General features: G+C 63.0%; 18 protein-coding genes. 9 read left to right on the top strand and 9 right to left on the bottom strand.

The genetic code is table 11. The features are described 5' to 3' along the window. Positions 1–6: 6 nt before the first annotated feature. The 4 genes from MKZ91_RS02965 to MKZ91_RS02950 form a co-directional block, all read right to left on the bottom strand. Positions 7–906: an aldose 1-epimerase gene (locus MKZ91_RS02965; protein ID WP_336167831.1), complete on the bottom strand. Its 900-nt coding sequence runs from the start codon at positions 904–906 to the stop codon at positions 7–9. A gap of 4 nt (positions 907–910) precedes the next feature. Continuing rightward, on the bottom strand, positions 911–1,861 hold the full coding sequence (gene araH, locus MKZ91_RS02960) for an L-arabinose ABC transporter permease AraH (RefSeq protein ID WP_336167830.1): 951 nt from the start codon (positions 1,859–1,861) through the stop codon (positions 911–913). Next, positions 1,858–3,372 carry an L-arabinose ABC transporter ATP-binding protein AraG gene (araG, locus tag MKZ91_RS02955; RefSeq protein ID WP_336167829.1) on the bottom strand — a complete coding sequence of 505 codons (1,515 nt, stop codon included), beginning with the start codon at positions 3,370–3,372 and terminating at the stop codon, positions 1,858–1,860. Before araG ends, araH begins: the two co-directional genes overlap by 4 nt. 178 nt (positions 3,373–3,550) lie before the next feature. Beyond that, positions 3,551–4,534, bottom strand: coding sequence for an arabinose ABC transporter substrate-binding protein (locus tag MKZ91_RS02950; protein WP_336167827.1), 984 nt, complete (start codon positions 4,532–4,534; stop codon positions 3,551–3,553). Positions 4,535–4,715: 181 nt separating this feature from the next. On the opposite strand from MKZ91_RS02950, the gene MKZ91_RS02945 reads away from it, so the two are divergent. From MKZ91_RS02945 to MKZ91_RS02935, 3 genes are read left to right on the top strand one after another with little or no spacing between them, the layout of a single operon-like run. Then, positions 4,716–5,483, top strand: coding sequence for a FadR/GntR family transcriptional regulator (locus tag MKZ91_RS02945; protein WP_442892188.1), 768 nt, complete (start codon positions 4,716–4,718; stop codon positions 5,481–5,483). Between the two features lie 54 nt (positions 5,484–5,537). Then, positions 5,538–6,686 (top strand): galactonate dehydratase, encoded by a 1,149-nt coding sequence (gene dgoD / locus MKZ91_RS02940; RefSeq protein WP_336167824.1) that lies wholly within the window; start codon positions 5,538–5,540, stop codon positions 6,684–6,686. Positions 6,687–6,697: 11 nt separating this feature from the next. Then, the gene (locus tag MKZ91_RS02935) at positions 6,698–7,474 is read left to right on the top strand and encodes an SDR family oxidoreductase (protein WP_336167822.1); all 777 of its coding nucleotides are present in this window, start codon (positions 6,698–6,700) and stop codon (positions 7,472–7,474) included. 151 nt (positions 7,475–7,625) lie between these two features. Here the strand turns inward: MKZ91_RS02935 and MKZ91_RS02930 are convergent, their stop codons facing one another. Next, on the bottom strand, positions 7,626–9,065 hold the full coding sequence (locus MKZ91_RS02930) for an NAD-dependent succinate-semialdehyde dehydrogenase (RefSeq protein WP_336167820.1): 1,440 nt from the start codon (positions 9,063–9,065) through the stop codon (positions 7,626–7,628). A 231-nt stretch (positions 9,066–9,296) separates the two neighbouring features. After that, positions 9,297–10,499, bottom strand: a complete 1,203-nt coding sequence (locus tag MKZ91_RS02925) for an MFS transporter (RefSeq protein ID WP_336167818.1) — start codon at positions 10,497–10,499, stop codon at positions 9,297–9,299. A 143-nt stretch (positions 10,500–10,642) separates the two neighbouring features. Between MKZ91_RS02925 and MKZ91_RS02920 the strand changes: the two genes are divergently transcribed. From MKZ91_RS02920 to MKZ91_RS02910, 3 genes are all read left to right on the top strand, one after another. Beyond that, complete coding sequence (locus MKZ91_RS02920) at positions 10,643–11,206, top strand: TetR/AcrR family transcriptional regulator (RefSeq protein WP_336167816.1); 564 nt, start codon at positions 10,643–10,645, stop codon at positions 11,204–11,206. Positions 11,207–11,455: 249 nt separating this feature from the next. After that, on the top strand, positions 11,456–12,193 hold the full coding sequence (locus MKZ91_RS02915; RefSeq protein ID WP_336167815.1) for a glutathione S-transferase family protein: 738 nt from the start codon (positions 11,456–11,458) through the stop codon (positions 12,191–12,193). 221 nt (positions 12,194–12,414) lie between these two features. Next, a complete protein-coding gene (locus MKZ91_RS02910) occupies positions 12,415–12,831 on the top strand; it encodes a GNAT family N-acetyltransferase (RefSeq protein WP_336167813.1) in 417 nt (138 codons plus the stop codon). Positions 12,832–12,891: 60 nt separating this feature from the next. On the opposite strand, the gene MKZ91_RS02905 is transcribed toward MKZ91_RS02910, so the two are convergent. Then, entirely contained in the window at positions 12,892–15,879 is a 2,988-nt protein-coding gene (locus MKZ91_RS02905; protein ID WP_336167811.1) for an autotransporter outer membrane beta-barrel domain-containing protein, read from the bottom strand. 471 nt (positions 15,880–16,350) lie between these two features. On the opposite strand from MKZ91_RS02905, the gene MKZ91_RS02900 reads away from it, so the two are divergent. From MKZ91_RS02900 to MKZ91_RS02890, 3 genes are all read left to right on the top strand, one after another. Continuing rightward, complete coding sequence (locus MKZ91_RS02900) at positions 16,351–17,235, top strand: helix-turn-helix domain-containing protein (RefSeq protein WP_336167809.1); 885 nt, start codon at positions 16,351–16,353, stop codon at positions 17,233–17,235. Positions 17,236–17,414: 179 nt separating this feature from the next. Continuing rightward, on the top strand, positions 17,415–19,619 hold the full coding sequence (locus MKZ91_RS02895) for a TonB-dependent siderophore receptor (protein ID WP_442892187.1): 2,205 nt from the start codon (positions 17,415–17,417) through the stop codon (positions 19,617–19,619). Between the two features lie 323 nt (positions 19,620–19,942). Further along, positions 19,943–21,274 (top strand): PQQ-dependent sugar dehydrogenase, encoded by a 1,332-nt coding sequence (locus tag MKZ91_RS02890; protein WP_336167807.1) that lies wholly within the window; start codon positions 19,943–19,945, stop codon positions 21,272–21,274. 12 nt (positions 21,275–21,286) lie between these two features. On the opposite strand, the gene MKZ91_RS02885 is transcribed toward MKZ91_RS02890, so the two are convergent. Then, entirely contained in the window at positions 21,287–22,063 is a 777-nt protein-coding gene (locus tag MKZ91_RS02885; protein WP_336167804.1) for a sulfite exporter TauE/SafE family protein, read from the bottom strand. Then, positions 22,063–22,269 (bottom strand): DUF1127 domain-containing protein, encoded by a 207-nt coding sequence (locus MKZ91_RS02880; protein ID WP_336167802.1) that lies wholly within the window; start codon positions 22,267–22,269, stop codon positions 22,063–22,065. The genes MKZ91_RS02885 and MKZ91_RS02880 overlap by 1 nt, the downstream gene beginning before the upstream one ends. Positions 22,270–22,343 lie beyond the last annotated feature (74 nt).

The raw sequence follows: 22,343 nt of genomic DNA, 5'->3' as shown, positions 1-22,343 counted from the left end.
GCACGCTCAGCGGCACTCCTTGGATATCGTGTCGAGGTATCGGCAACGGAGTGTCACCTTTGCCTCGAAGGTCTCGCCGGGGGCAAGCCGGACGAGGCCATTGCCTGGCGCCAGGTGGTACGCGTTGGGCAGGTGGGTCATCGGTTCGAAACAGAAGAAACCGGCGTCAGTCGAAGGGGAGTAGAGGACGAAACAGTTAAAGTTCTCGTCCGCATCGAGCGAAATGGCAAGATCTGCCTCCGGCCATTCGACACGCATTTTCCCGTCCCAGCCGTCGAAGGCATTGTTGAGCCAGCCGGCCGCAAGAGCGCCACCGCGGGCAAAGTCCAGGTCATGCGGCATGGGACCTGGGGCACCGGGAAGGTGCTTCTCGCGCTCTGTCCAGTATTGCGCGGCGCGCGCATAGACGCGCATCCCTGGCGTGCGAGGAAAATAGGGGTGGAACCCGAGGCCGTAGGGCAGGGGCTGTGGCGCGCGATTGGTGACCGCGAGCGACAGACTGAGGCTGTCGCCGCTGATGGCAATCGTCTGAACAGCCTCATAGGCGAAGGGGGTGGCCGCGCTTGCCTCCTGGCGAAGGTCGAGTGTGACCGATTGCCGATCCTGGCGAAGGATCGACCAGCGCCGCAGCCAGCCGTCGCCGTGCAAAACGAGCGGATCCGCCGTGTTGGGCGCAAGCGCATAGTCCCGGCCTTCGAACTGGAAAGCACTGTCCTCGATGCGGTTGCCGAAGGGGACCAGCGGGAAGCAGGCTTCAGTGCCCAGCAGCTGTGAGGCAAGGCCCGGCGTTTGCGTCGGCGAAAGCACCGGGATGCCGTGCCAGCGTGCCAACAGGATGGCGCCGCCGAGCGGGCTCACCTCGACGGCGAGCCCTTCATGTTGCAGCAGCAGGCGATCCCCCGACATGGCGTCAGCTGCGGCGGCCGGCTGCGGCCGAGCGCAGATTGTCGAGGAGCACCGCAAGCAGCAGGATCAGGCCGCGTACGACGTACTGGTAGAAGGCCTGGATGTTGAGCAGGTTCATGACGTTTTCGGCGATGCCCATGATCAGCACCCCGACGATTACGCCCGTCATCGCCGCGCGGCCGCCGGCAAGCGAGACGCCGCCAAGCACGCAGGCCGAGATCACCGAGAGCTCAAGTCCGGTTGCCGCATTCGGCTGGCCGGAGGTGATGCGCGAGGCAAGCAGGACACCGGCCACGGCGCAGACGAGACCCTGCAGCGCGAAGATCCAGATGCGCATGTTGGAGACGTTGACGCCGGCAAGACGCGAGGCCTCCGGATTGCCACCGATCGCCAGCGTGTTTTTGCCGAAGACGGTGCGGTTCAAGACGAAGCCGAAGACGAGGAAGAACATGCCCATGACCCAGATCGGCGTCGGGATGCCCAGGAACTTCGACAGCGCCAGCTGGTAGAAGCTCGGATCGTTGATGCCGACGGCGCGCCCGTCGGACGCGATCAGTGCAAAGCCGCGCACGATCTGCATGGTGGCAAGCGTGGTGATCAGAGCGTTGATGCGGAAATGGGCGATCACCACGCCATTGACCAGGCCGACGATACCGCCGCAGATCAGCGCCGCAACGAGACCGATGAGGATGGAGCCCGAGGCGTTCGAGGCCATGACCGCCACCATGCCGGAAAAGGCGACGGTCGAACCGACCGAGAGGTCGAAATCCCTGGAGGCAAGGCAGAACATCATCGTGCAGGCGACGATGCCGATGGTGACGACCGATTGCAGCAGGCCGAGCATGTTGCGCTCGGTCATGAAGTTCGGGACCGTCAACGCCACGATGGCGAAGGCTACGGCGAAGATGACGACGAGGCCCTGTTCGCCGAGAAGGAGTTTTTTCAAGGAAGTCATGACGGCTGAACCTGCTCGGTTGGAACATCGGGAAGGGCGGCGGCAAGGATCCGGCGCTCGTCGAAATCGGCACGTGCGATATCGGCGGAGACGCGGCCCTGGCACATGACGAGGATGCGGTCGGTGATGCCCATCACCTCCGGCAATTCGCTGGAGATGACGACGATCGCCATGCCGTCGGCTGCGAGTTCGTAGAGGATCTCGTAGATTTCCGACTTGGCGCCGACATCGATGCCGCGCGTCGGTTCGTCGATGATCAGAACCTTCACACCTTGTTCGGAGAGCCAGCGGCCGAGGATGACCTTCTGCTGGTTGCCGCCGGAGAGATTGATGATGTCCTGCTTGCGCGAGGGCGTGCGCACCCGAAGCTTGGCGATGAAGCGATCGGCGAGTTCCGCCTCTTTCTTCATGTCGAGAATACCGAAGGGCGAGAAGTGCCGGCGCGACGAGATCGCCATGTTTTCTTCGATGCTGCGCCCCTGGACGATGCCGTCGAACTTGCGGTCCTCCGGGCACAGCACCATGCCGGCGCGGATCGAATGCGGCGGACTGTCAGCCGGCACGATCGCTCCGTCGATGCTGACGGTTCCCTGGTGGCGCCCGTCCGCGCCATAGACGAGCCGGGTCATCTCGCTGCGGCCGGCGCCGATCAGGCCGAAAAGGCCGAGAATTTCGCCGCGTCGGACGGAAAAACTCAATGGCGTCTTCAGTTTCGGTCCCGAGATGGTTTCGACCTGCAGGCGCTTCGGTCCAAAGTCGCGCGCCCGCCAGCCCCAGATGTTGGAGATCTCGCGCCCGACCATTTCAGCGATGATCTGGTCGCGCGTCACCTTGGAAATATCGGGATGGTGGGCGGCAAGCTTACCGTCGCGCAACACCGTCAGGCTGTCGCAAAGCCGGAAGATCTCGTCGAGACGGTGGGAAACATAGAGGATCACCGTGCCGTTCGAACGCAGGCGTTCGATGAGGGCGAAGAGGATTTCGCTTTCGCGCGACGACAGCGACGACGTCGGTTCGTCGAGGGCGATGACGCGCGCATCGAGCATCACCGCCTTGGCGATCTCGACCATCTGGCGCTCGCCGATCGACAGCGATGCGATCTTGGCCGACGGATCGACGTCGATGCCGATCTCCGCGAGTTTCTCGCCGACGACGCGGACCAGCTGACGACGATCGATCACGCCGCCCTTGCCCGGGAAGTGGCCGAGCCAGAGGTTTTCGGCGACCGTCAGCTCTGGAACGAGCTGCAGCTCCTGGTGGATGACGATGACGCCGGCGCGGAAGGCATCGCGCACGGAGCGATAGCTCTGCGCCGCGCCATCGATCGCGATCTCGCCCGCATCGGCCGATTGATCGCCGGAGAGCAGGCGGATGAGCGTCGACTTGCCCGCGCCGTTTTCGCCCATCAGTCCATGGACGGCGCCCTTTCGCACGGAAAACGAGACGTCCGACAGCGCCTGGACGCCGGGATAGCCCTTTGAGATCGACCGGAATTCGAGGAAGTCTTGCATATGCGGCTCCGATACGGAAAGCCCGGCAGCCGAGTCGCCGGACCGATAGAGCGGGATGAGGAAAAGTGTGCGCGGTTTTCCGCCCGCATCCCGCTCTAAACTATGAGAATCGAGCACGTTTATTGTCTTGGGGTCGGTCCGACCCAAGGCAATCGTGATCTGGTGTCGCCAGCGGCGATTACTCGATGCCGAGATCCTTGCGGACCGTTTCGTAGTTGTCGCGAAGCGCGAGCTGACCGGCGGTCAGGGTCAGCTTTTCCGGTTCCTTGCCGCTGGCGATCCATTCATACATGTTGAGCGCGGTCTCGTAGCCGTGACGCTTCGGCGAGATGATGACGGTGCCGAAGAAGCCGGTGGCTGCGGGCTTCTTGAACTCGTTGATCGCCGAATCCGCACCGCCGATGCCGACGCCGATCATGCTGTCGGCCGGAATGCCGACCGTTTCGGTCGCACGCACGGCGCCGAGCACGGCTTCGTCATTGAGGCCGATGGCGACCCACTTCTTGATGCCGGCATTCTTGTTGAGCACGATCGTCGAGGCGTTGAGCGCGGCCTCGGTGTCGGTCTTTGCCTGCGGTGCGTCGAAGATGTTGGCGTCCGGGAAGCCGTTGGCTTTCAGCACCGAAAGAGCGCCTTCGACGCGATCGACGGCGGTCGGCAGCTGGTCGTAGGAAACGCGGATCGCGCCGACGTCCTTGATGTCCCAGCCGCGCTTCTTGACCTCGTCGACGATCGCCTGGCCGACGGCCTCGCCGATCTTCGTCGCCGAGATGCCCATGTGCGGCACGTCTTCGATCGGGCTGCCATCGGCGTTGACCAGCCGGTCGTCGACGGTCATCAGCTTGAGTTCGTTGGCGGCGGCCTTGGCGACGATGCCGGGGCCAAGCTTGACGTCAGGCGTGCAGACGATGAAGCCCTGTGCGCCCTGGGCGCCGAGGTTGTCGATCGCCGATTGCACTTTCTCGCCGTCTTCAGCGCCGATCTTGACGAGCGTGAAGCCCTTTTCCTTGGCGGCGACGTCAGCGAACTTCCATTCGTCCTGGAACCACGGCTCCTCCGGCTGCTTGACGATGAAGCCGATCTTGACGTCGGCAGCAAAGGCCGAAGTGGCCGCCAGCACGGCGACGGTACCAGCCAGAATGGCTGCCTTGATAAAGCGCATGATCTCTCTCCCTGGTGAACTGCCTCCTGCAGTGAGCATTTGTGTATGATGAATCATCATATTCGTCAATTGCCTTTGTATGATGAATGCGATAGTGATGTCTAACGATAACGGGCTTCGCTGCGTTGTCGCGTTCCGGCGTCTGCGCTATGGAGCGACAGGGAGACGGAAGCGGGAGGAGATGGTGGTGGAAGAGCAGCAGCATGGAAGCGGTATGGAGGAGCGCGCGCAGCGCCGCCCCCGCGTCCAGAAGAACGTAACGCGTGCCATAGCCTCGGATATCTGCGCTGACATTTTCCCGGTCGGCTCCTACCTGCCGCGGGAGAATGACCTTTGCGAACGCTACGGTGTCAGTCGCACGGTGATCCGCGAGACGCTGAAGGTGCTGGAATCGAAGGGCATGGTCCGCGGTCGCTCCCGGGTCGGCACAATCGTCTGCAACAAGGACGATTGGAACATTCTCGATTCACAGGTGCTCGAGTGGATCGGCGAGCGGATCTTCGAGTTCGACCTGTTGAACTGCATCCTGGAAGCGCGCCGGGCGTTAGAACCGGCAGCAGCGGAATTTGCTGCCGAACGCGCCACAGTTCAGGAAATCGCCGATCTCGAGCGTGCCTGGCAGGCGATGCGCGACGGCGAGCGTGATCTCGTCGGCTTCACCGATGCCGATGTCGCCTTTCACACCTGTCTGCTGAAGGCGAGCCACAACCAGGTCTTCCTGCAACTCGTCGGCATCATCCAGGCAGCGCTCAAATTCTCGCTGCACGCCTCCAACGAAGTCGCCGAGCGTCGCGACGAAGCGGTCGACATCCACGGCGAGCTCGTCGAGGCGCTGCGCCTGCGCGACAAGGTGCGGGCGCGTGACTGTTCGGTCCGCATGCTCGACCTCGCAGCCCGCGACCTCAAGCTCGCCGTCGAACGTCACCGGCCCGCCCCCACTGCGCGCTGAACTCCATTCTAAAGCGGCTGTCGCCGCCTCGTTCCACCAGCGGATATCGCACCCATGAAGATTACCAAGCTCACCACCTATATCGTCCCGCCGCGTTGGCTGTTTTTAAAGATCGAGACCGATGAGGGCATCGTCGGCTGGGGCGAGCCGGTTGTCGAAGGTCGCGCCCTGACGGTCGAGGCCGCGGTCAACGAGCTCTCCGACTACCTGATCGGCAAGGACCCGCTGCTGATCGAAGATCATTGGCAGGTCATGTATCGCGGCGGCTTCTACCGTGGCGGCGCGGTCCACATGTCCGCACTTGCCGGCATCGACCAGGCGCTCTGGGACATCAAGGGCAAGGCCTATGGCCAGCCGATCCATGCCCTTCTCGGCGGCCAGGTGCGCGACCGGATCAAGGTCTACTCCTGGATCGGCGGCGACCGCCCCTCCGACGTCGCCAACAATGCGCGCGATGTCGTCGCCCGCGGCTTCAAGGCGATCAAGCTCAACGGCTGCGAGGAGATGCAGATCGTCGATACCTGGGAAAAGGTGGAAAAGGCGGTCGAGACCATTGCGACAATCCGCGAGGCGATTGGCCCGCATATCGGCATCGGTGTCGATTTCCACGGCCGCGTCCATCGGCCGATGGCCAAGGTGCTCGCCAAGGAACTGCAACCCTTCAACCTGATGTTCATCGAGGAGCCGGTGCTTTCGGAAAACCGCGAGGCGCTGAAGGAAATCGCCAACCATTGCTCGACGCCGATTGCGCTCGGCGAACGGCTCTATTCGCGCTGGGACTTCAAGTCGGTGCTGGCAGACGGTTATGTCGACATCCTGCAGCCCGACCTGTCGCATGCCGGTGGCATCACCGAATGCCGCAAGATCGCGGCGATGGCTGAGGCCTACGACGTGGCGCTGGCGCCGCATTGCCCGCTCGGGCCGATCGCGCTTGCAGCATGCCTCCAGGTCGACGCCGTCAGCTACAACGCCTTCATCCAGGAACAGAGCCTCGGCATACACTACAACGAGGCCAATGACATCCTCGACTACATCTCCAACAAGGAGGTCTTCCACTACGCGGATGGCTTCGTTTCGATCCCGCAGGGGCCGGGTCTCGGCATCGAGGTGGACGAGCAATATGTCATCGAACGGGCGAAGGAAGGCCATCGCTGGCGCAACCCGATCTGGCGCCACGCCGACGGCAGTGTCGCCGAGTGGTGAGGAGCGCACCTATGGCGGGTCGTCTTGAAGGCAAGCGCATCGTCATAACCGGTGCCGCACAGGGGATCGGTCTTGCCATGGCCGAGACCTTTCTTGCCGAAGGCGCGCACGTGTTTCTCGTAGACCGTGACGGTGATCTGTTGGCCGCCGAGGTTGAACGGCTGCGTGCGGCGGGCGGAAAGGTCGGCCACACGACGGCCGATATCACCGATGCGAAGGCGATCGAACGGGCGGTTGCCGCTGCAGCCAGCGAGATCGGTCAACTTAACGCGCTGGTCAACAATGCCGGCGTCAATGTGTTCTTCGAACCGTTGAAGCTCTCCGATGCCGATTGGCAGCGCTGCTTCGACATCAACCTCAAGGGCGCCTGGAACTGCAGCAAGGCGGTTCTGCCGGGCATGATCGCGGCCGGTGGCGGTGTCATCCTCAACATTGCCTCCACCCACGCCTTCACCATCGTCCCGCACTCTTTCCCGTACCCGGTCGCCAAACACGCGCTTCTCGGCATGACCAAGGCGCTGGGGCTGGAATATGCGGGGCAGGGCGTGCGCGTGAATGCGCTGGCACCGGGCTATGTGCGGACACAAAAAGTCGTCGACTACTGGAACTCGTTTCCTGATCCGGTGGCCGCGGAAGCCGAGACGATGAAGCTCCATCCGGGCGGGCGCATTGCAACGCCGCAGGAGATCGCCAAGGCCGCACTCTTCATGATCTCGGACGAATGCCCGTTCATGAACGCCACCTGCCTGACGGTGGATGGTGGCATGAGCGTGCTGCACCATCCCTGAGCGCCATTCCTGAAGCGCTTGCGACCCCGTTGCTCCCGCTTCGGAGGCGCTCGCTTGTCCGCGAAAGGTCACCGCCTCACTGTTGGTGCGGTGATGGGATGCTGATGTGTCCTGCCTCCCGCCGGTGACGGCGGTAGGCAAACAGTTCAGGTCAGACGCTCTTGCGGGTGACGAAGCGTGTTTCGAGATAGGCCTCGATGGCCTCTGACCCACCCTCGGTGCCGTAGCCGGAGTCCTTGATGCCGCCGAACGGCACTTCGGGCAGCGCCAGGCCGAGGTGGTTGATCGAGACCATGCCGCTTTCAACCTCGCTGGCGAGACGATGGGCACTGCGCTCGGAGCGGGTAAACGCGTAGGCGGCGAGCCCGAACGGCAGGCGGTTGGCCTCGGCGATCGCCTCGTCGAGATCGGAGAAGCGGTTGATGATGGAGACGGGGCCGAACGGCTCGTCATTCATGATGCGGGCTTCGACTGGCACATCGGCAAGCACGGTCGGCTCGAAGAAGTAGCCGCGATTGCCGATGCGGTGGCCGCCGGCGGCAAGACGGGCGCCATGGACCACTGCGTCCGCCACCAGGCCTTCGATCGCCGGTATGCGCCGCTCATTGGCAAGCGGCCCCATGTCGGTGCCGGGCTCGAGGCCGTTGCCGACCTTGATCTTGTTCGAGGCGGCGACGAAGCCCTCCAGGAACTGATCGGCCACCCGCTCCTGCACCAGGAAACGCGTCGGGGATACGCAGACCTGGCCGGCATTGCGATACTTGCTGCCGGCCATGATCGCGACCGCCTGATCGATATCGGCATCCTCGGCGACGATGACGGGCGCATGACCACCGAGTTCCATCGTCGCCCGCTTCATGTGCTGGCCGGCGAGGGCGGCCAGCGTCTTTCCGACCGGGGTGGAGCCGGTAAACGACATCTTGCGGATGACCGGATGGGAGATCAGGTACTGCGAGATGACGGATGGAACGCCGTAGACGAGGTTGACCACGCCGGCCGGCAGCCCGGCATCGACGAAGCAGCGGATCAGTTCGGCGGGCGAAGCCGGGGTTTCCTCCGGCGCCTTGACGATGATCGAGCATCCGGTCGCAAGCGCGGCGGAGAGTTTCCGCACCACCTGGTTGATCGGGAAGTTCCACGGCGTGAAGGCGGCAACCGGCCCGACCGGCAGCTTGACCGTCATCTGCGTGACGTCGGGGCTGCGCGGCGGAATGATCTGCCCATAGGCGCGCTTGCCCTCTTCGGCGAACCATTCGATGATCTCAGCCGCACCCAGGATCTCGCCCTTGGACTGCGCCAGCGGCTTGCCCTGTTCGCGGGTCATCATAAGGGCGATGCGGTCTGCCCGTTCGCGCAAGAGACCGGCGGCCGTGCGCATGATCTTCGCCCGCTCGAATGCGGATGTCGCGCGCCAGGTCCGAAAGCCCTTTTCGGCCGCGGCCAGCGCTTCATCGAGATCGTCCACTTCGGCCCAGGCCACCTGACCGATGGTTTCCTCGGTGGCGGGGTCGACAACGGAAATGGACTTTCCCGATCGCGCGGGACGCCAGGCGCCATCGATGTGAAGAAGGGTATCCGGATACTGGGTCATGGAGAGCCTTTGAGGATGAACGCCTGTCGAAGGAAGGGCACAAAATGCGCCTGGCAGGCAGGGAACTGGAAACGCAGGGAATGAGTTGGGCGCTGCTGCGATCAATATCAAGTCCAAATTTGTCGGGAACACCTCCAACAGTTGGTCGCAGCCGCGCAAGAACGACCTTAAGGGGCCGAACACTGGTCTTCGGCCCCCAACGCCCTGCGCCAATGGGCGGATGGTGAGCGATCAGGCGATGCTTGGCTCCCTTTCCGAGGCGGTCCGGTTTGCAGCCAGGCCCAGCAAGCTGACGCCGATGATGGCGGCCGCATAAATATCGGTGGTGAACTGGTAGCCCAGTGCCTTGGCGAGGAACCCGGCCAGAATGGCCGGCAGGCTGAATGCCAGATAGCTCTGGATATAGATGGCTGAAAGCAACCCGGCGCGCTCGTCCGCCTTTGCCAGCGGCATCACCGAACCGAGTGTCGCGAGGAAGCTCGTGCCGAAGCCCATGCCGGTGAGCAGGGTTCCGAGCGCGAGGACGGGCACAAGGGTAAGGTGGATGCCGGTAACGACCGTCAGCATGCCGGCGGTCGTGCTCAAGACGCCGAACGTCAGGTTGGCCTGAGGGCGGCGGGCGCGGCGCAGGTAGACGCCTGCGGCGCCTGCGGCCATCAGCGCGGCGACGACGGCGCCCCCGGTCAGCGGCGCCGTATTGCCGGTGGTCGAAGCGATCATCGCGGGCACGAGCGAGAGGTAGAAGCCGCCAAGCGCCCAGTTTGCAATGTTCACGGGGGTGACGAGCGCCAACGGCCTCTTGGCGCGCGGCGGGATGGCAACCCGCGGAATGAGCGAGGACAGGGCGCCGTGGCGCCGGGCGCCGGTTTCCGGGATCAGCCAGATCGCAGCCGCCTGGATCAGGAAACCGGCAAACAACAGACCGTAGACGAGATGGAGCGGCAGGGGGCCGTATTGGATCAGCGCGCTGGTTCCAAGAGCGCCAACCGCCAGGCCGATCAGCGGCGCCAGCGAATTGACGAGCTGTCCCCTGGCATGGTCGACATCGACCAGCGCTGCACCGAGCGACGCGCCGGCGACGCCGGTTGCAAGGCCCTGGACGATGCGGGCTGCGATCAGCCAGCCGGTGCCGTCGGCAAGGAAAAACAGCGCCATGGCCGCCATTTCGATGATGAGTGCTCCAAAGATCACCGGCTTGCGCCCGAGATGATCCGAAACCGATCCGGCGATCAGCAATGCGGCGAGAAGCGCGAAGGCATAGACCGCGAAGATAACCGTCATCTCCACCGGACTGGCGGCGAAGTTCTCCTGATAGAAGCGGTAGAGCGGGGTGGGTGCCGAGGACGCGCCGAAAAAGGTCGCGAGCGTGACGGCGTGGAAGGCGATGGGGTTGGTCGGGCGAATGCTCTCACTGGTATTGGGCGAGGAAGACATCTATATAACCCTTAAAGCTAAATCGTTGCGTTTGGCTGATGTAGGGGTGTTTCGCGCTAAAAGCAAATAATTTGCTTTTATGACGCTGTCAGAATTTCTGAAGCACCGGCGGCGCGTGGTTCGAAAGGTTGGGTTGACGGGAAATGGCGACACGGGAAGGTCCCCGGCCGGGAGGCCGCAGCGCGCGGGTGCAGGCATCTGTTCACGGCGCCGTAAAGGCTTTGCTTGCGAAGCTCGAGCGTTCGGAGATCACGGTTCCGCTGATCGCGGCGGAAGCCGGTGTCACGCCCTCGACCATCTATCGTCGCTGGGGCGATATCCAGGAGTTGTTCGCCGACGTCGCCGTCGAGCGGCTGCGCCCCGATATGGTGCCGATCGACACCGGTAGCTTTCGTGGCGACCTCCTGATCTGGGCCGAGCAATATGCGGAAGAGATGTCCTCCGGACCGGGCCGCGAAATGATCCGCGACGTGCTTGCGGCGCAGGACGGAAGCGGCGCCTATCAGTGCTGCAATTTCACCCGGCAGCAGATCGAGGTGATTGCCGAGCGCGCTGACGCGCGCGGCGAAGCGACGCCCGACATCGAGGCTGTCATGGATGGTGTCGTCGCGCCGATCATGTATCGCATATTGTTTGGCAGCGTGCCGGAGCCTGCGCATGTCGAGCGGCTGGTGCTCGCCACCGTGGATCCGGAACCGAAGCCGTAAACCCAGGATCGCAGATGACCTGTAACGGGTGCCCGCACCTCTCGGCGCGCAGGCATCCGCTATCAGCGCTGACAACACATCCCGTCGATGCTGACGAAGGTGGCTTGCTCCCGCCCAGACGTCTCTGACCACTTCGCCCGGATACAGGCGAATATCGTCCATGCTTGTGGACGATAAGTCTAGATTTGGCCGACTACAGGAAAGACGTCCACGCTTTATATCCATGGCATCAACCATGGAGAAAACGACATGCACGCTGTTTCTGAACCCATCTTCACCGCCGGCTTTCCGCTCGGCAGTTCGGCGGGTCTGGTCACCGCCTTCGAATGGCTCGGCCAACCCTACCGCCTCACGCGCGTCGACATGATCGGGGAAATGCGCACAGAGGCCTATCAGCGCCTCAACGGGCGCGTGGAGACGCCGGTGCTGGTAACTGACGAGGGGCGTGTTCTTACCGAAACCATGGCGATTGCGCTGTGGCTGGAAGCGCGCGATCATGAGCGGCGGATCAGTTTTGCTCCCGGCACCTTTGACGCCGACCGCATGCACCAGTTCATCGCTTTCCTCAACACCGGCTTCACCGGTGCCTTCTTCCCGATGTGGGTGGCACTCGAAGCGGAAGGCGCCACAGAGGACTATCGCGAGACGCTGCGCGCCTTCGGGCGGGAGTTCGTGGCCAAGCGTCACGCCCAGCTCGAGGCGATGATGGGCGACAGCGACTATCTGGTGGGCGAGCGGCCGACGCTTGCCGATGCTGTCTTCGCGGGCGTGGCACGTTGGGTCGATTTCCATGAGGCGATCGATCCGCAGGACTACGCGCGCAGTTATCCCCGCATCCACGCGTTGCGCCAACGCATCGAGGCGGATCCGGCTTTCCGTTTTGCACTGGCGATCGAGGACGGGAAAGATGCCACCGGTAGCGGAGCCATGAAGGGGCTCGTTCCGCTCGGGGACGTGCTGCGCATGACCGGCGCACTCGAAGAGTAATGCGGCGCTAAAGGTCGCGCGCCGCCTTTCCTCGCCGCCGGGATATCCGAAGACCATCCCGCCTGTCCGGTCGAACAGGCGGCGAACGCAGCCCTGACGGCAGCCTTCGCAAGGGCCGAGGCTGCTCTGCTGGAGGAGTTTGCCGGACTTAGGCTGTCGACCATTGCCGGGCTTGTCACGAGAGGTTCGGATGCCCAACCGCATCCGACCGGGGCGGCAAGATGACAAGAACCGACGAGGGCGGTCCACGCTACGAATGGCGCGGTAGCTTCACGAACGATGAGCCGAACCGCCAGCGCGCCCGATGTTTCGAACATGCCCTCGGCGATGCCGATTGGTGGAAGCAGGTCGACACGTTCAGCCTTGGCTGGGTCTGCCTGCGTCTTCAGTGCGAGCTTTCCGGTTTCGTCAATGTGGCCTGGGACGGCGGTGCGCACGCCTTCCTGCTCGACACCATGGTTGACACGCCGTTGCGACGAAAGGGCCATACCCGCCGGCTGGTGGAGGAAGCCGCAGTCAAGGCAAGGGCGTCAGGCTGCGAATGGTTGCATGTCGACTTCGAGCCGCATCTGCGCGATTTCTACTTGAAGGCCTGCAAGTTCGTGGCCACAGATGCCGGCCTGATCCGCCTGCGTTAGGTACATCCGCCTGACAGCACGCTCCGCATCGACCGGCGAGGGACCGTCCCTGGGCCGCGCTCAGAAATTGACGATGAGATCCGCCCGTCCGGCGCTTGAGCGCGCGCCGTCTGCGAACTCGCCCGAATAGGTCAGCTGCAATCGAGAGGTTTCGGAAATCCTGGCGGAAATGCCTGCCTCGAACACCACCACATCGCGCGGCAAGAGGACGCCGGCAATGGCGAAGGGGCTGCTGCCGGCAAAGGCGAGACGTGCGGAAGGCGTCAGGTCGCCGAACGCATGTCGCCAGCCCAGCATGCCCGAGACGGTGACAGGCACGTCATTTGCAGGCAGATCCGCCGACCAACGCAGGCCGAACGTCGAGATCGTCGCCTCGTCCGAGCCGTCATCCGTCGACAAGGCCGCCGCACCACCGGTTTCGCTGAAGTCGCCGGTGTCGAGATTGACATAGGCGAGGTTTGCGAAGGGTCGAAGCGTGATGTTGTCTGCTTCCAGCGCTATGGAAAGATCCGCAAAAACCTGCGTGGTGGCGCTCAGGTAGTCGGCCGTCAGCTGATCTGAGAATGCACCAAAAGAGACGTCGCGACGGGTCGACGTTTCATTGCGGGAGTAGATTGCGCCGCCTGCGAGATCCAGCGGGCCGACATCGCCCGACAGATAGAACCCGGCATGGTAGGCGTCTACGCGCGCCTCAGGCTGCAGGCCGAGATGGCTGTAGCCAAGGATGCCGCCGAGGCGCCACCCATCGGAAATCTCGGCGTCCGCGCCGAACACGACACCTTGCGTGCGGGCCTCGACGCCGGCTGCATTGCCGTCGCCGACAAGGTGGCTTGCGGCTGCATAGCCTGAGGTCCAGAACACGGTATCGGCCAACTGCTGGAAGCGGGCGGCGCGTACCGAGTTCGTCCGCCCAAGAATAGCCTCGCGCGGAAAACGGCTTTCTAAGAGCAATTCGCTTCGAAGCGAGGCGTGCACCTCGCCGCTCAACTGGGAAAAGGCCCGGCCGGCGGTTTCAGCGTCCAGCGACAGAATGGCGAGCGACAGCGGGTTCGCCGTCCCCAAGCTTTCGATCGCGTCGGCCGTCGCGCGGCCATTGGCGGTTTCCGCAAGCGACGCGAATGCGACATCGTTGCGGTCAAGCCGAAGATCGGCGCTCGACGGGCTGTAGGTCAAGGTCGGCGACAGGAAGGCGAAATTGCTTGTAACGTCGTCGAAGGTTCCAGCGACACTGGCGGCGGTCAGGATCGTATAGTCGGTGGTCGGTGCAAAGGTACCGCTCCCAGCGCGAACCTCGAGCCTGCCGCCTTCGATATCGAGCGCGCCGGAGATGGCGAGGTGGTCGGAAAGCCCGGTGGCGTCCACTTCCAGCTGGTAGACCGATGCGGTGCGCAAAGTCAGGTCGCCGTTGACCGTTGCGGTCGCAAGACCGGGCCCCGGCGCAAGAATGCCGCCCGCATTGACCGTCAGCCCGCCCACCGCGCCGCTGCCCGACAGCATGCCGCCGTCGAAGACATCGACCGGGCCGGCGATCGTGCCGTCGTTGACGAAGACGCCTCCGGCGATCGTCGCTGCCCCGCTGATTGTGCCGGTATTGGTGAACTGGCCGCCGCTCGTCAGCAGCGATGCTATGGTGCCGTCGTTCGAGCCGATGCCCGCGCTTGTCACGCTTGCGGCAGTCGAGTCGCTGTTGTTGGTGAAGGTACCGGCAGCGCCTACAAGGACGTCGCCGACCACAGCATTGTTGACGACCGTTCCGCCGGTGACCTTGGTCGTGCCGGTAACCACGCCGCCGCCATTGTTGGTGAAGGTGCCGGAGGTGTTGTCGAGCGACCCGACCGTACCGGCGTTCGATGTGCTGCCGGCATTTGCGAGAGCGCCGACCGTCGCGCCGCTGTTGTTGACGAAGGCGGCCGCCGCCGCAACATCGGCCTCCGTGACGACGAAATTGTTGGTGACCGTGCCGCCTGCGACCGTCGCCGTTCCGGTGATCGTGCCGCCGGCATTGTTGGCGAAGTCTCCGGCCGTGTTCGTCAGGGACGCAATCGTACCGGCATTCGACGCGCTGCCGCTGTTGGTCACCGCGCCAGCGCTGGCACCGGTGGTGTTGGTAAAGGTCGCGCCTGCGCCAACCGTAACGGCGCCGAGCGTGGCGTTGTTGGTGCCGCTGCCGCCTGCGACCGTCGTTTCGCCGGTCACCTCACCGCCGAAGTTGTTGGTGAAGCTTCCGGCATCGTTTTGCACCGACGCGATCGTACCGGCATTCGATAGGGTGCCTGAATTCCGGACATTGCCAGCGGTCGCGCCGTTGTTGTTGACGAAGGCGGCCGCGGCGGCGACGTCGGCGTCAGTCACGACGAAGTTGTTCGTGACTGTTCCGCCCGAAACCGTGGTTTTCCCGGTAATGGTGCCACCGGTGTTGTTGGTCAAGTTTCCGTCCGTGTTCGTCAGCGACCCCATGGTTCCGGCGTTGGAAGCGGTGCCGGCATTGCTCACGTCGGCGGCGGTGGCGCCGCCGTTGTTGACGAATGTTCCTCCGGTCGAAACGCTGACATCACCGACGTCGCCGTTGTTGGACAGCGATGTGGCGGTTCCGACGACGGCGCTGTCCAGCGTTCCGTTCACCGATACGTTTCCGTTGTTCAGCGTCAGTCTGCCGTTGAGATCGCCGTCGACCGACAGGCCGCCGCCATTGAGCTCGACGGTGGAGTTCAGCGCGCCGCCGGCATTGATGCTGACACTGCCCGAATTGATCGTGCTGCCACCGGTGACGGTCAGCGCGCCGGTGTTGGTGATCGTGACATTGCCGCCGTCCACGCCGAGCTGGCGGATCGTCTTTTCCTCGGTGACCTGGGGTGAACCGCTATTTACCGAAGCCGCGTCGCCCGCCCCCGGCGGGGCTGGCGTCCAGTTTGCACTGTTGCCGAATTCATTGTCCGAAGCGCCCGACCACACCGATTGGGCAAGCGAAGGCACGGTGAAGGCAAAAGAGGCCAACGCCGTGAACAGGCCGAGGCGCCGGGAGAGTATCGCAAACGGTCTCTTCTGCATGGATTGTGGGCGATGCCTGACGAAGGTGTGCAATACAGCTGTCGGTGTTACCGGGTGCCTATCTAACCATGGTTAATGATTCTCTACCAGAGCGGACCGGGCGATAGAGTGCGCCGCAAGAGCAGCGATAAAATTCAGTAGAATCAATATTTTGATATGCTTTGATCGGACGGCTGCCGCCAAGCAGACGGCAGCCGCATCTCGTCGATCAGGAGTTGTCTTGGCTGCTGCCGGGAGAGTGATTCGGCACGACGTAAACGGGTGAGCACCGCCCAAGGGACCACGGGTCGCAATGTCGAATGTAATAGTGGAGTTTTATTGTCATGTTATATGGATTGACGAGGCAGGCACCTGGACGGGCATTGCCTCTTGGATGTTCAGGGCTTTCGTTGTGTATTAAAGATGAGTAAAAGACGAAGGAATTAGTGGAGGCCGCGGCCTCTACGTTTCCCGAGCACTGGGCACAGGTTGATGACATTCCAGCCACGGATGCAGAATAAGATCTCCGGGTTCAAGGTCCTGGGCGGCCTCAATCGCCGGGAGTGGAACGGGATTATCGCCGACGTCTGGGATGTCGAATGCGAGGCACGGGCCGGCGGTCACTACGTTTCGGACGATCCGCGCATGTTCATCGTGCTCGACGCTGAGGGCGGGAGCCGCTGCAACGTCAAGCTCTCACCTGGCGGCCCCGGCACGGTGCAGAACTACCGCGAGCAGGGGCTTTCCTACATTCCGGCGGGCATGGAGATCTGGGCCGATGTCGTCGACATCAAATACATCCGCCATCTCGACCTGCACTTCAATCTCGAGGTTCTCGGCCGGCGGCTGATGGAAGACCTCGACGAACGCCGCTGCGATACGCCACGGCTGATGTTCCACGACGACCGCTTCCTGCAGCTTGCGCAGCTGATCGCCGCCGAATGCCTCAATCCGGAGCCGCTGCACGATCTCTACGGGGACGGTCTCACCGTCGCCCTGTTCATCGACCTGATGAAGCTTGGCCGCAGCGCACCGCGCAAGCGCAGCCCGCTTGCCGCCTGGCAGCTGCGCCGCGTCGTCGACTATATCGAGGCGAACAGTGGCCGGAATATCAGGCTGGAAGAGCTGGCGACGCTGGCAGGTTTATCGCAATCGCATTTCAGCCATGCGTTCAAGGCTTCGACCGGCATGGCGCCGCACCAATGGCAGATGAATGCGCGGATCGAGCGAGCCAAGCAATTGCTGCTGCGCAACGAGGCCCTGTTGACCTCGGTGGCGGTGGAGACGGGCTTTTCGGATCAGGCCCATTTCACCCGGGTTTTCCGCAAGGTCGTCGGAACCACCCCGGCGCATTGGAAGCGGAGCCAATCGGTCTGAGCAATTCTCTCAAGCGCGAGCGATTGCCAGCTGCAAATAGCCCAGGATCGTTCAATTTCCGCGGATTGCGACAAGCGCCGGCGTAATAGTTGATATAAATTCTCATCTTATCCGAGGTTTGGTTACGCTGAGTATCGCCCAGGGGATGGTGCGACGAGTCGGCATGGGGCGACGTAGAGATGATGGTGAGTGGTAAGGCGGCGGGTTTGGCTGAATGGCTCGCGGGCGGAGTTGCGGGCATAGCAATCCTGGCAGCCGGTGCGGCGATGGCGCAGGATGCGCCACCGACCAAGCTGGAAAAGATCGAGGTTCAGGCTGGTTCGCTTCAAGAAGACGCAACCGGTCCCGTCGAGGGTTACGTTGCGAAGGCGACGACGACCGGGTCGAAGTCGGCAACCCCGATCAACGAAGTTCCCCAGTCGGTCTCGGTCATCGGCCGCGAAGAACTCGATGATCGCGGCGTCGTCAACAAGGTCGACGAAGCGCTTCGTTACACGCCAGGCGTAACTGCCGCACCCTTCGGCGTCGATCCGGATACGGACTGGTTCTATATCCGCGGTTTCGACGCGACCCAGACCGGCGTCTTCCTGGATGGCCTCAATCTCTTTTCCTACGGCTTCGGTGGATTCCAGATCGATCCGTTCATGCTGGAACGTGTCGAGGTGCTGAAGGGACCGGCTTCGGTGCTCTACGGCGGCGCCAATCCGGGCGGCATCGTCAGCCTGATCAGCAAGCGGCCGCAGGAGGAGACGTCCGCCTATGTGGAGACCGGCATCAACAACTTCGGCAATGCCTTCCTCGGCTTCGATGCGAACGGTCCCTTGAACGAGGCCATCAACTACCGCGTCACCGGCAAGGTGTCGGGCGGCGACAACTACACCGACCATTCGGAGGATCTGCGCGGGTTCATCCTGCCGCAGATCACCTACCAGCCGGATGATGCGACCAGCCTGACCGTCTACGGACTGCTGCAGGGGCTCGATCAGGTGCATACGGGTGGCGCCTTCCTGCCCTATGTCGGCACGGTCGTCGACGCTCCCTTCGGCAAGATCGACCGCGAGGCCTTCTTCGGCGAGCCGGATATCGACACCGGCACCTATGTCCAGCAGATGATCGGCTACGAGTTCCAGCATGAATTCGATAGCGGCTGGCAGTTCAGCCAGAACCTGCGTTATGGCCACCTCTACAAGCACGAGAATGGTCCGTACACCTACGGCTACTACGATCCGAGCCTGCCCTTCCCGGTTTCGACGGTGCCGGCCACGCCGGACAATCTGCTTTACCGGATCGGTTTCGAAGCGACCTCCAAGGTCGACACCATCGGCGTCGACAACCGTCTCGAGGGCGAGTTCGAAACAGGCGCGCTCGACCACACGCTGCTCGTCGGCCTCGACTACAAGTATTTCCGCCTGGATCATGTTCAGGCGTCCTCGGCGGCAACGCCGATCAGCGCAACCGATCCGGTCTACGGCGCGCCACAGCCCGCCAACGCGATCTATATCAACCAGGTGATTACGCAGCAGCAGCTTGGTGTTTATGCCCAGGACCAGATCCGCTTCGGCGAAGGCTGGCTTGTCACGCTCAATGGCCGCTACGACTATGTCGACACCAAGACCGACAACGGTCCCACCTTCTGGTCGCCGACCCAGAACTCCACCTTCGACTATAGCGAAGGCGCGCTCAGTGGCCGCGTCGGCCTTGCCTACGAGTTCGAGAATGGCGTGACGCCCTATGTCAGTGTTGCGACCTTCTTCAATCCGGTTGTGGCCGTGACGGCGACCGGCAACACCAAGCCCGAGGAAGGCGAGCAGTTCGAGGCCGGCGTCAAGTATGAACCGACCTTCTTCGATGGCGTGCTGACGGCATCCATCTACCAGCTGACCAAGCGCAATGCTCTCGTTACCGATCCGCTGACGAGCATCTCCACGCAGACGGGTGAAGTGCGTTCCCGCGGCATCGAGCTCGAGGGCAAGGTCAACATCAATGAGAGCTGGAAGGTGATTGCGGGCCTCGATTTCATGGATCTCGAGGTGACCGAGGATGCAAACCGTGCGCTGGTCGGCAAGTCGCCCTACCTCGTCCCGGATGCACAAGCCTCGTTGTGGGTCGACTACACCGTTCAGCAAGGCGCGCTCGAGGGCGTGAGTCTAGGTGCCGGTGTTCGCTATCGCGGCGAAAGCTGGGCCGACAAGGAGAACACGGCGAAGGTGCCGTCGTCGACGGTGTTTGATGCCGCCCTGCGTTACGAAAAGAACGGTTGGGGGGCGGCGCTGAACGTCACCAACCTGTTCGACAAGGACTATGTGAGCGGCTGCAGCGGCGTGCTTGTCTGCAGCTATGGCGATGCCCGCACCGTTACCCTCAAGCTCAGCAAGACCTGGTAGGTTGAATTGGGGGCCGGACCGTTCCGGTCCCCCGACACTCCTGACAAAGTAAAAACGCCAAGCTGCGGTCCCTTTTGGATTTGCCGCTGCCGACGCAGCATCATCCGCTCTCCCCCCGGCTTGAAGTCCGCGCTCGCTCTGTGCGCCCGCGCGATTGCATCTCTCCGGGAGAGCTCATTCTCGACCGTCGCGCGGAGGATGTGGCGACAAATCTGTCCGACGCAGATACTGCTGACATCGAGGCGTGTTTTTCTGCATTATCGTCAGTGCATTGAAGCTCCGGGGCCTGAAAAGATCTGGCTCGGCCCTCAAAGGACACGACCATGAAAAAGCTGCTGCTCGCCGCTGTCGTTTTCGCGGCGCTGGTTATCGTTGGTGTGGTCGGTCTTGTCTCGTTGTCGCGGCACGAGGCCACGGTGCCGATCGAACAGACCTATGGCCCCGATCCGGTTCTTGTCGAGCCGAGGGTCGAGCTGATGCCCGCGATCAATGTCGCGGAAGCCACGCCCTGGCCCGCTGGAACAATGCCCATTGCAGCTCAAGGCCTCGCTGTGCAGGAGTTTGCCGGGGGGCTTGATCATCCCCGCTGGCTACACGTGCTGCCGAACGGCGACGTGCTCGTCGCCGAAAGCAATGCGCCGACCAAGCCCGACGAAGGTTTCTCGATCCGCGCCTTTGCGGCTGCTCTCCTGCAGAAAAAGGCCGGTGCCGGAAGTCAGAGCGCCAATCGCATATCGCTGTTGCGTGACCGGGATGGCGATGGCGTGGCTGAAACGAAAACACCGTTCATTACCGGGCTCAATTCCCCCTTTGGCATGACCCTGCTCAACGGCAAGCTCTACGTGGCCAATGCCGATGCGATCGTCGCATTTCCCTATCAGGATGGTGCGACCGAGGTCACGGCGGCGCCGGAAAAAATCGTCGATCTGCCGGCGGGCCGTAATCATCATTGGACGAAGGACGTGATTGCCAGCCGCGACGGCACGAAGCTCTATGCCACCGTAGGCTCCAATTCCAATGTCGGCGAGAACGGCATGGAGGAAGAAGAGGGTCGTGCCGCCGTGCACGAGATCGATCTTGCGACCCGACAGATGCGGCAGTTCGCCTCCGGCCTGCGCAACCCCAACGGCCTGGCGTGGCAGCCCGATAGCGGCGAACTCTGGGTCGTCGTCAACGAGCGCGACGAGATCGGACCGGATCTCGTCCCTGACTACATGACTTCGGTCAAGGACGGCGCATTCTACGGCTGGCCGCACAGCTGGTTCGGCCAGCACATCGACGAAAGGATCAAGCCCCAGGCTCCCGAGCTTGTGGCCCGTGCCCTCAAGCCGGACTATGCGCTCGGCCCCCACACCGCCTCGCTCGGCTTGACCTTCAACAGTGCCGACCTGTTCGGGCCGGAGATGAAGAGCGGCGCTTTCATCGGCCAGCACGGTTCGTGGAATCGGTTTCCGCGCAGCGGCTACAAGGTCATCTTCGTGCCTTTCGCCAACGGCAGGCCCTCCGGTCCGCCGCGGGATATCCTGACAGGCTTCCTCAGCGACGACGGCAAGGCGCTCGGCCGGCCGGTCGGCGTGGCCATCGGCCGCGATGGGGCGCTGCTGGTCGCCGACGACGCCGGCAACAAGGTGTGGTGGGTCGCTCCGGGTCGATAGCCGGGTCAGTGCTCACATAAGATAACCGGAAACGCCGTCCCACAGCAGCTTCAATGCCACCAGCACCAGCAGTCCATAGCAGATGCGATAGACCTGACGCTGGTCCAGCATGCCCTGAAGCCGCCAGCCGAGCGTAACCCCGCTTGGTATGGCGAGGAGACAAATGGCCACCAGCAGCCAGAGACTGCTGGTCGACTGCACCAAGAGCAGCCACGGCAGCAGCTTGGTTGCATTGCCGACGGTAAAGAACAGACTGGTCGTGCCGGCGTAGACCTCCTTGCTGAGGCCGAGCGGCAGCAGATACATCGCAAGCGGTGGTCCGCCCGAATGCGCCACCATCGTGGTGATGCCCGACGCAAGACCAGCGGTGACGGCCTTCGGCGTCGAACGCGGTCGCGCCGTTACTTCAGCGCCTTTCAGGAACCAGAGGCCGACGAAGATCAGGGTGGTTGCCGCCATGACGATGGCAATGGCGCGGTGGTCGAGGAAACGGAACAGCAAATAGCCAAGCCCGATACCGGCAATGAGACCCGGAAGCAGCGGCTTCAAGTCCGGCTTCGACCATGTCGAGCCCTTGAAATAGCGCAGCGCATAGAGATCCATCGCCACGAACAACGGCGCAAGAAGGCCGCCGGCTGAAACAGGGTCCATGACGATCGACAACAGTGGAATGCCGACGATCGAGAAGCCTCCGCCAAACGCCCCTTTCATGAAGCAGATCAGGAACACGCCGGCAAAGGCAACGAGGATGGTGGTGATCGACAGATCTGGAGCAGTTGCGGTGACCATCATCGCCTCCTCGTCCTGCCGGCGACAGCCGCTTCGATGCCAGAGCGGGTGAGGCCAATGTCGCTCAAAACCTCGTCGTCCTGTTCATGAAGCTGCCGAATGGCGGCGCGACGACGGAAGTGGCGCGCGATGCTTGCGCCGAGCGCCCGCAGCTTGCGTCCCGTGCCACGGCTACCGGCACGCATCGTTGAAATGGTTGCTGACATGACCAGTCTCCAGTGTTGGTTCGACGCGTTGAGCCGCGGCCGCGCGCAAGCGCTCGCCGAGCAATCCGCTTGCT

Source organism: Ensifer sp. MJa1 (genome assembly GCF_037026475.1).
Taxonomy (GTDB): Bacteria; Pseudomonadota; Alphaproteobacteria; order Rhizobiales; family Rhizobiaceae; genus Ensifer.
The sequence above is the reverse complement of the archived record's forward strand: the minus strand, read 5'-3'. Positions and strand labels throughout refer to the sequence as shown.

What these genes read in the sequence shown, in the direction of transcription:
- MKZ91_RS02945 (WP_442892188.1), top strand. Translation starts at nt 4,716, where the DNA reads ATGGTGGTGGAAGAGCAGCAGCATGGAAGCGGTATGGAGGAGCGCGCG.
- MKZ91_RS02880 (WP_336167802.1), bottom strand. Translation starts at nt 22,269, where the DNA reads ATGTCAGCAACCATTTCAACGATGCGTGCCGGTAGCCGTGGCACGGGA.
- MKZ91_RS02915 (WP_336167815.1), top strand. Translation starts at nt 11,456, where the DNA reads ATGCACGCTGTTTCTGAACCCATCTTCACCGCCGGCTTTCCGCTCGGC.
- araG (WP_336167829.1), bottom strand. Translation starts at nt 3,372, where the DNA reads ATGCAAGACTTCCTCGAATTCCGGTCGATCTCAAAGGGCTATCCCGGC.
- MKZ91_RS02895 (WP_442892187.1), top strand. Translation starts at nt 17,415, where the DNA reads ATGATGGTGAGTGGTAAGGCGGCGGGTTTGGCTGAATGGCTCGCGGGC.
- MKZ91_RS02935 (WP_336167822.1), top strand. Translation starts at nt 6,698, where the DNA reads ATGGCGGGTCGTCTTGAAGGCAAGCGCATCGTCATAACCGGTGCCGCA.
- MKZ91_RS02965 (WP_336167831.1), bottom strand. Translation starts at nt 906, where the DNA reads ATGTCGGGGGATCGCCTGCTGCTGCAACATGAAGGGCTCGCCGTCGAG.
- MKZ91_RS02930 (WP_336167820.1), bottom strand. Translation starts at nt 9,065, where the DNA reads ATGACCCAGTATCCGGATACCCTTCTTCACATCGATGGCGCCTGGCGT.
- araH (WP_336167830.1), bottom strand. Translation starts at nt 1,861, where the DNA reads ATGACTTCCTTGAAAAAACTCCTTCTCGGCGAACAGGGCCTCGTCGTC.
- MKZ91_RS02910 (WP_336167813.1), top strand. Translation starts at nt 12,415, where the DNA reads ATGACAAGAACCGACGAGGGCGGTCCACGCTACGAATGGCGCGGTAGC.
- MKZ91_RS02920 (WP_336167816.1), top strand. Translation starts at nt 10,643, where the DNA reads ATGGCGACACGGGAAGGTCCCCGGCCGGGAGGCCGCAGCGCGCGGGTG.
- MKZ91_RS02885 (WP_336167804.1), bottom strand. Translation starts at nt 22,063, where the DNA reads ATGGTCACCGCAACTGCTCCAGATCTGTCGATCACCACCATCCTCGTT.
- MKZ91_RS02950 (WP_336167827.1), bottom strand. Translation starts at nt 4,534, where the DNA reads ATGCGCTTTATCAAGGCAGCCATTCTGGCTGGTACCGTCGCCGTGCTG.
- MKZ91_RS02925 (WP_336167818.1), bottom strand. Translation starts at nt 10,499, where the DNA reads ATGTCTTCCTCGCCCAATACCAGTGAGAGCATTCGCCCGACCAACCCC.
- dgoD (WP_336167824.1), top strand. Translation starts at nt 5,538, where the DNA reads ATGAAGATTACCAAGCTCACCACCTATATCGTCCCGCCGCGTTGGCTG.
- MKZ91_RS02900 (WP_336167809.1), top strand. Translation starts at nt 16,351, where the DNA reads ATGACATTCCAGCCACGGATGCAGAATAAGATCTCCGGGTTCAAGGTC.
- MKZ91_RS02890 (WP_336167807.1), top strand. Translation starts at nt 19,943, where the DNA reads ATGAAAAAGCTGCTGCTCGCCGCTGTCGTTTTCGCGGCGCTGGTTATC.
- MKZ91_RS02905 (WP_336167811.1), bottom strand. Translation starts at nt 15,879, where the DNA reads ATGCAGAAGAGACCGTTTGCGATACTCTCCCGGCGCCTCGGCCTGTTC.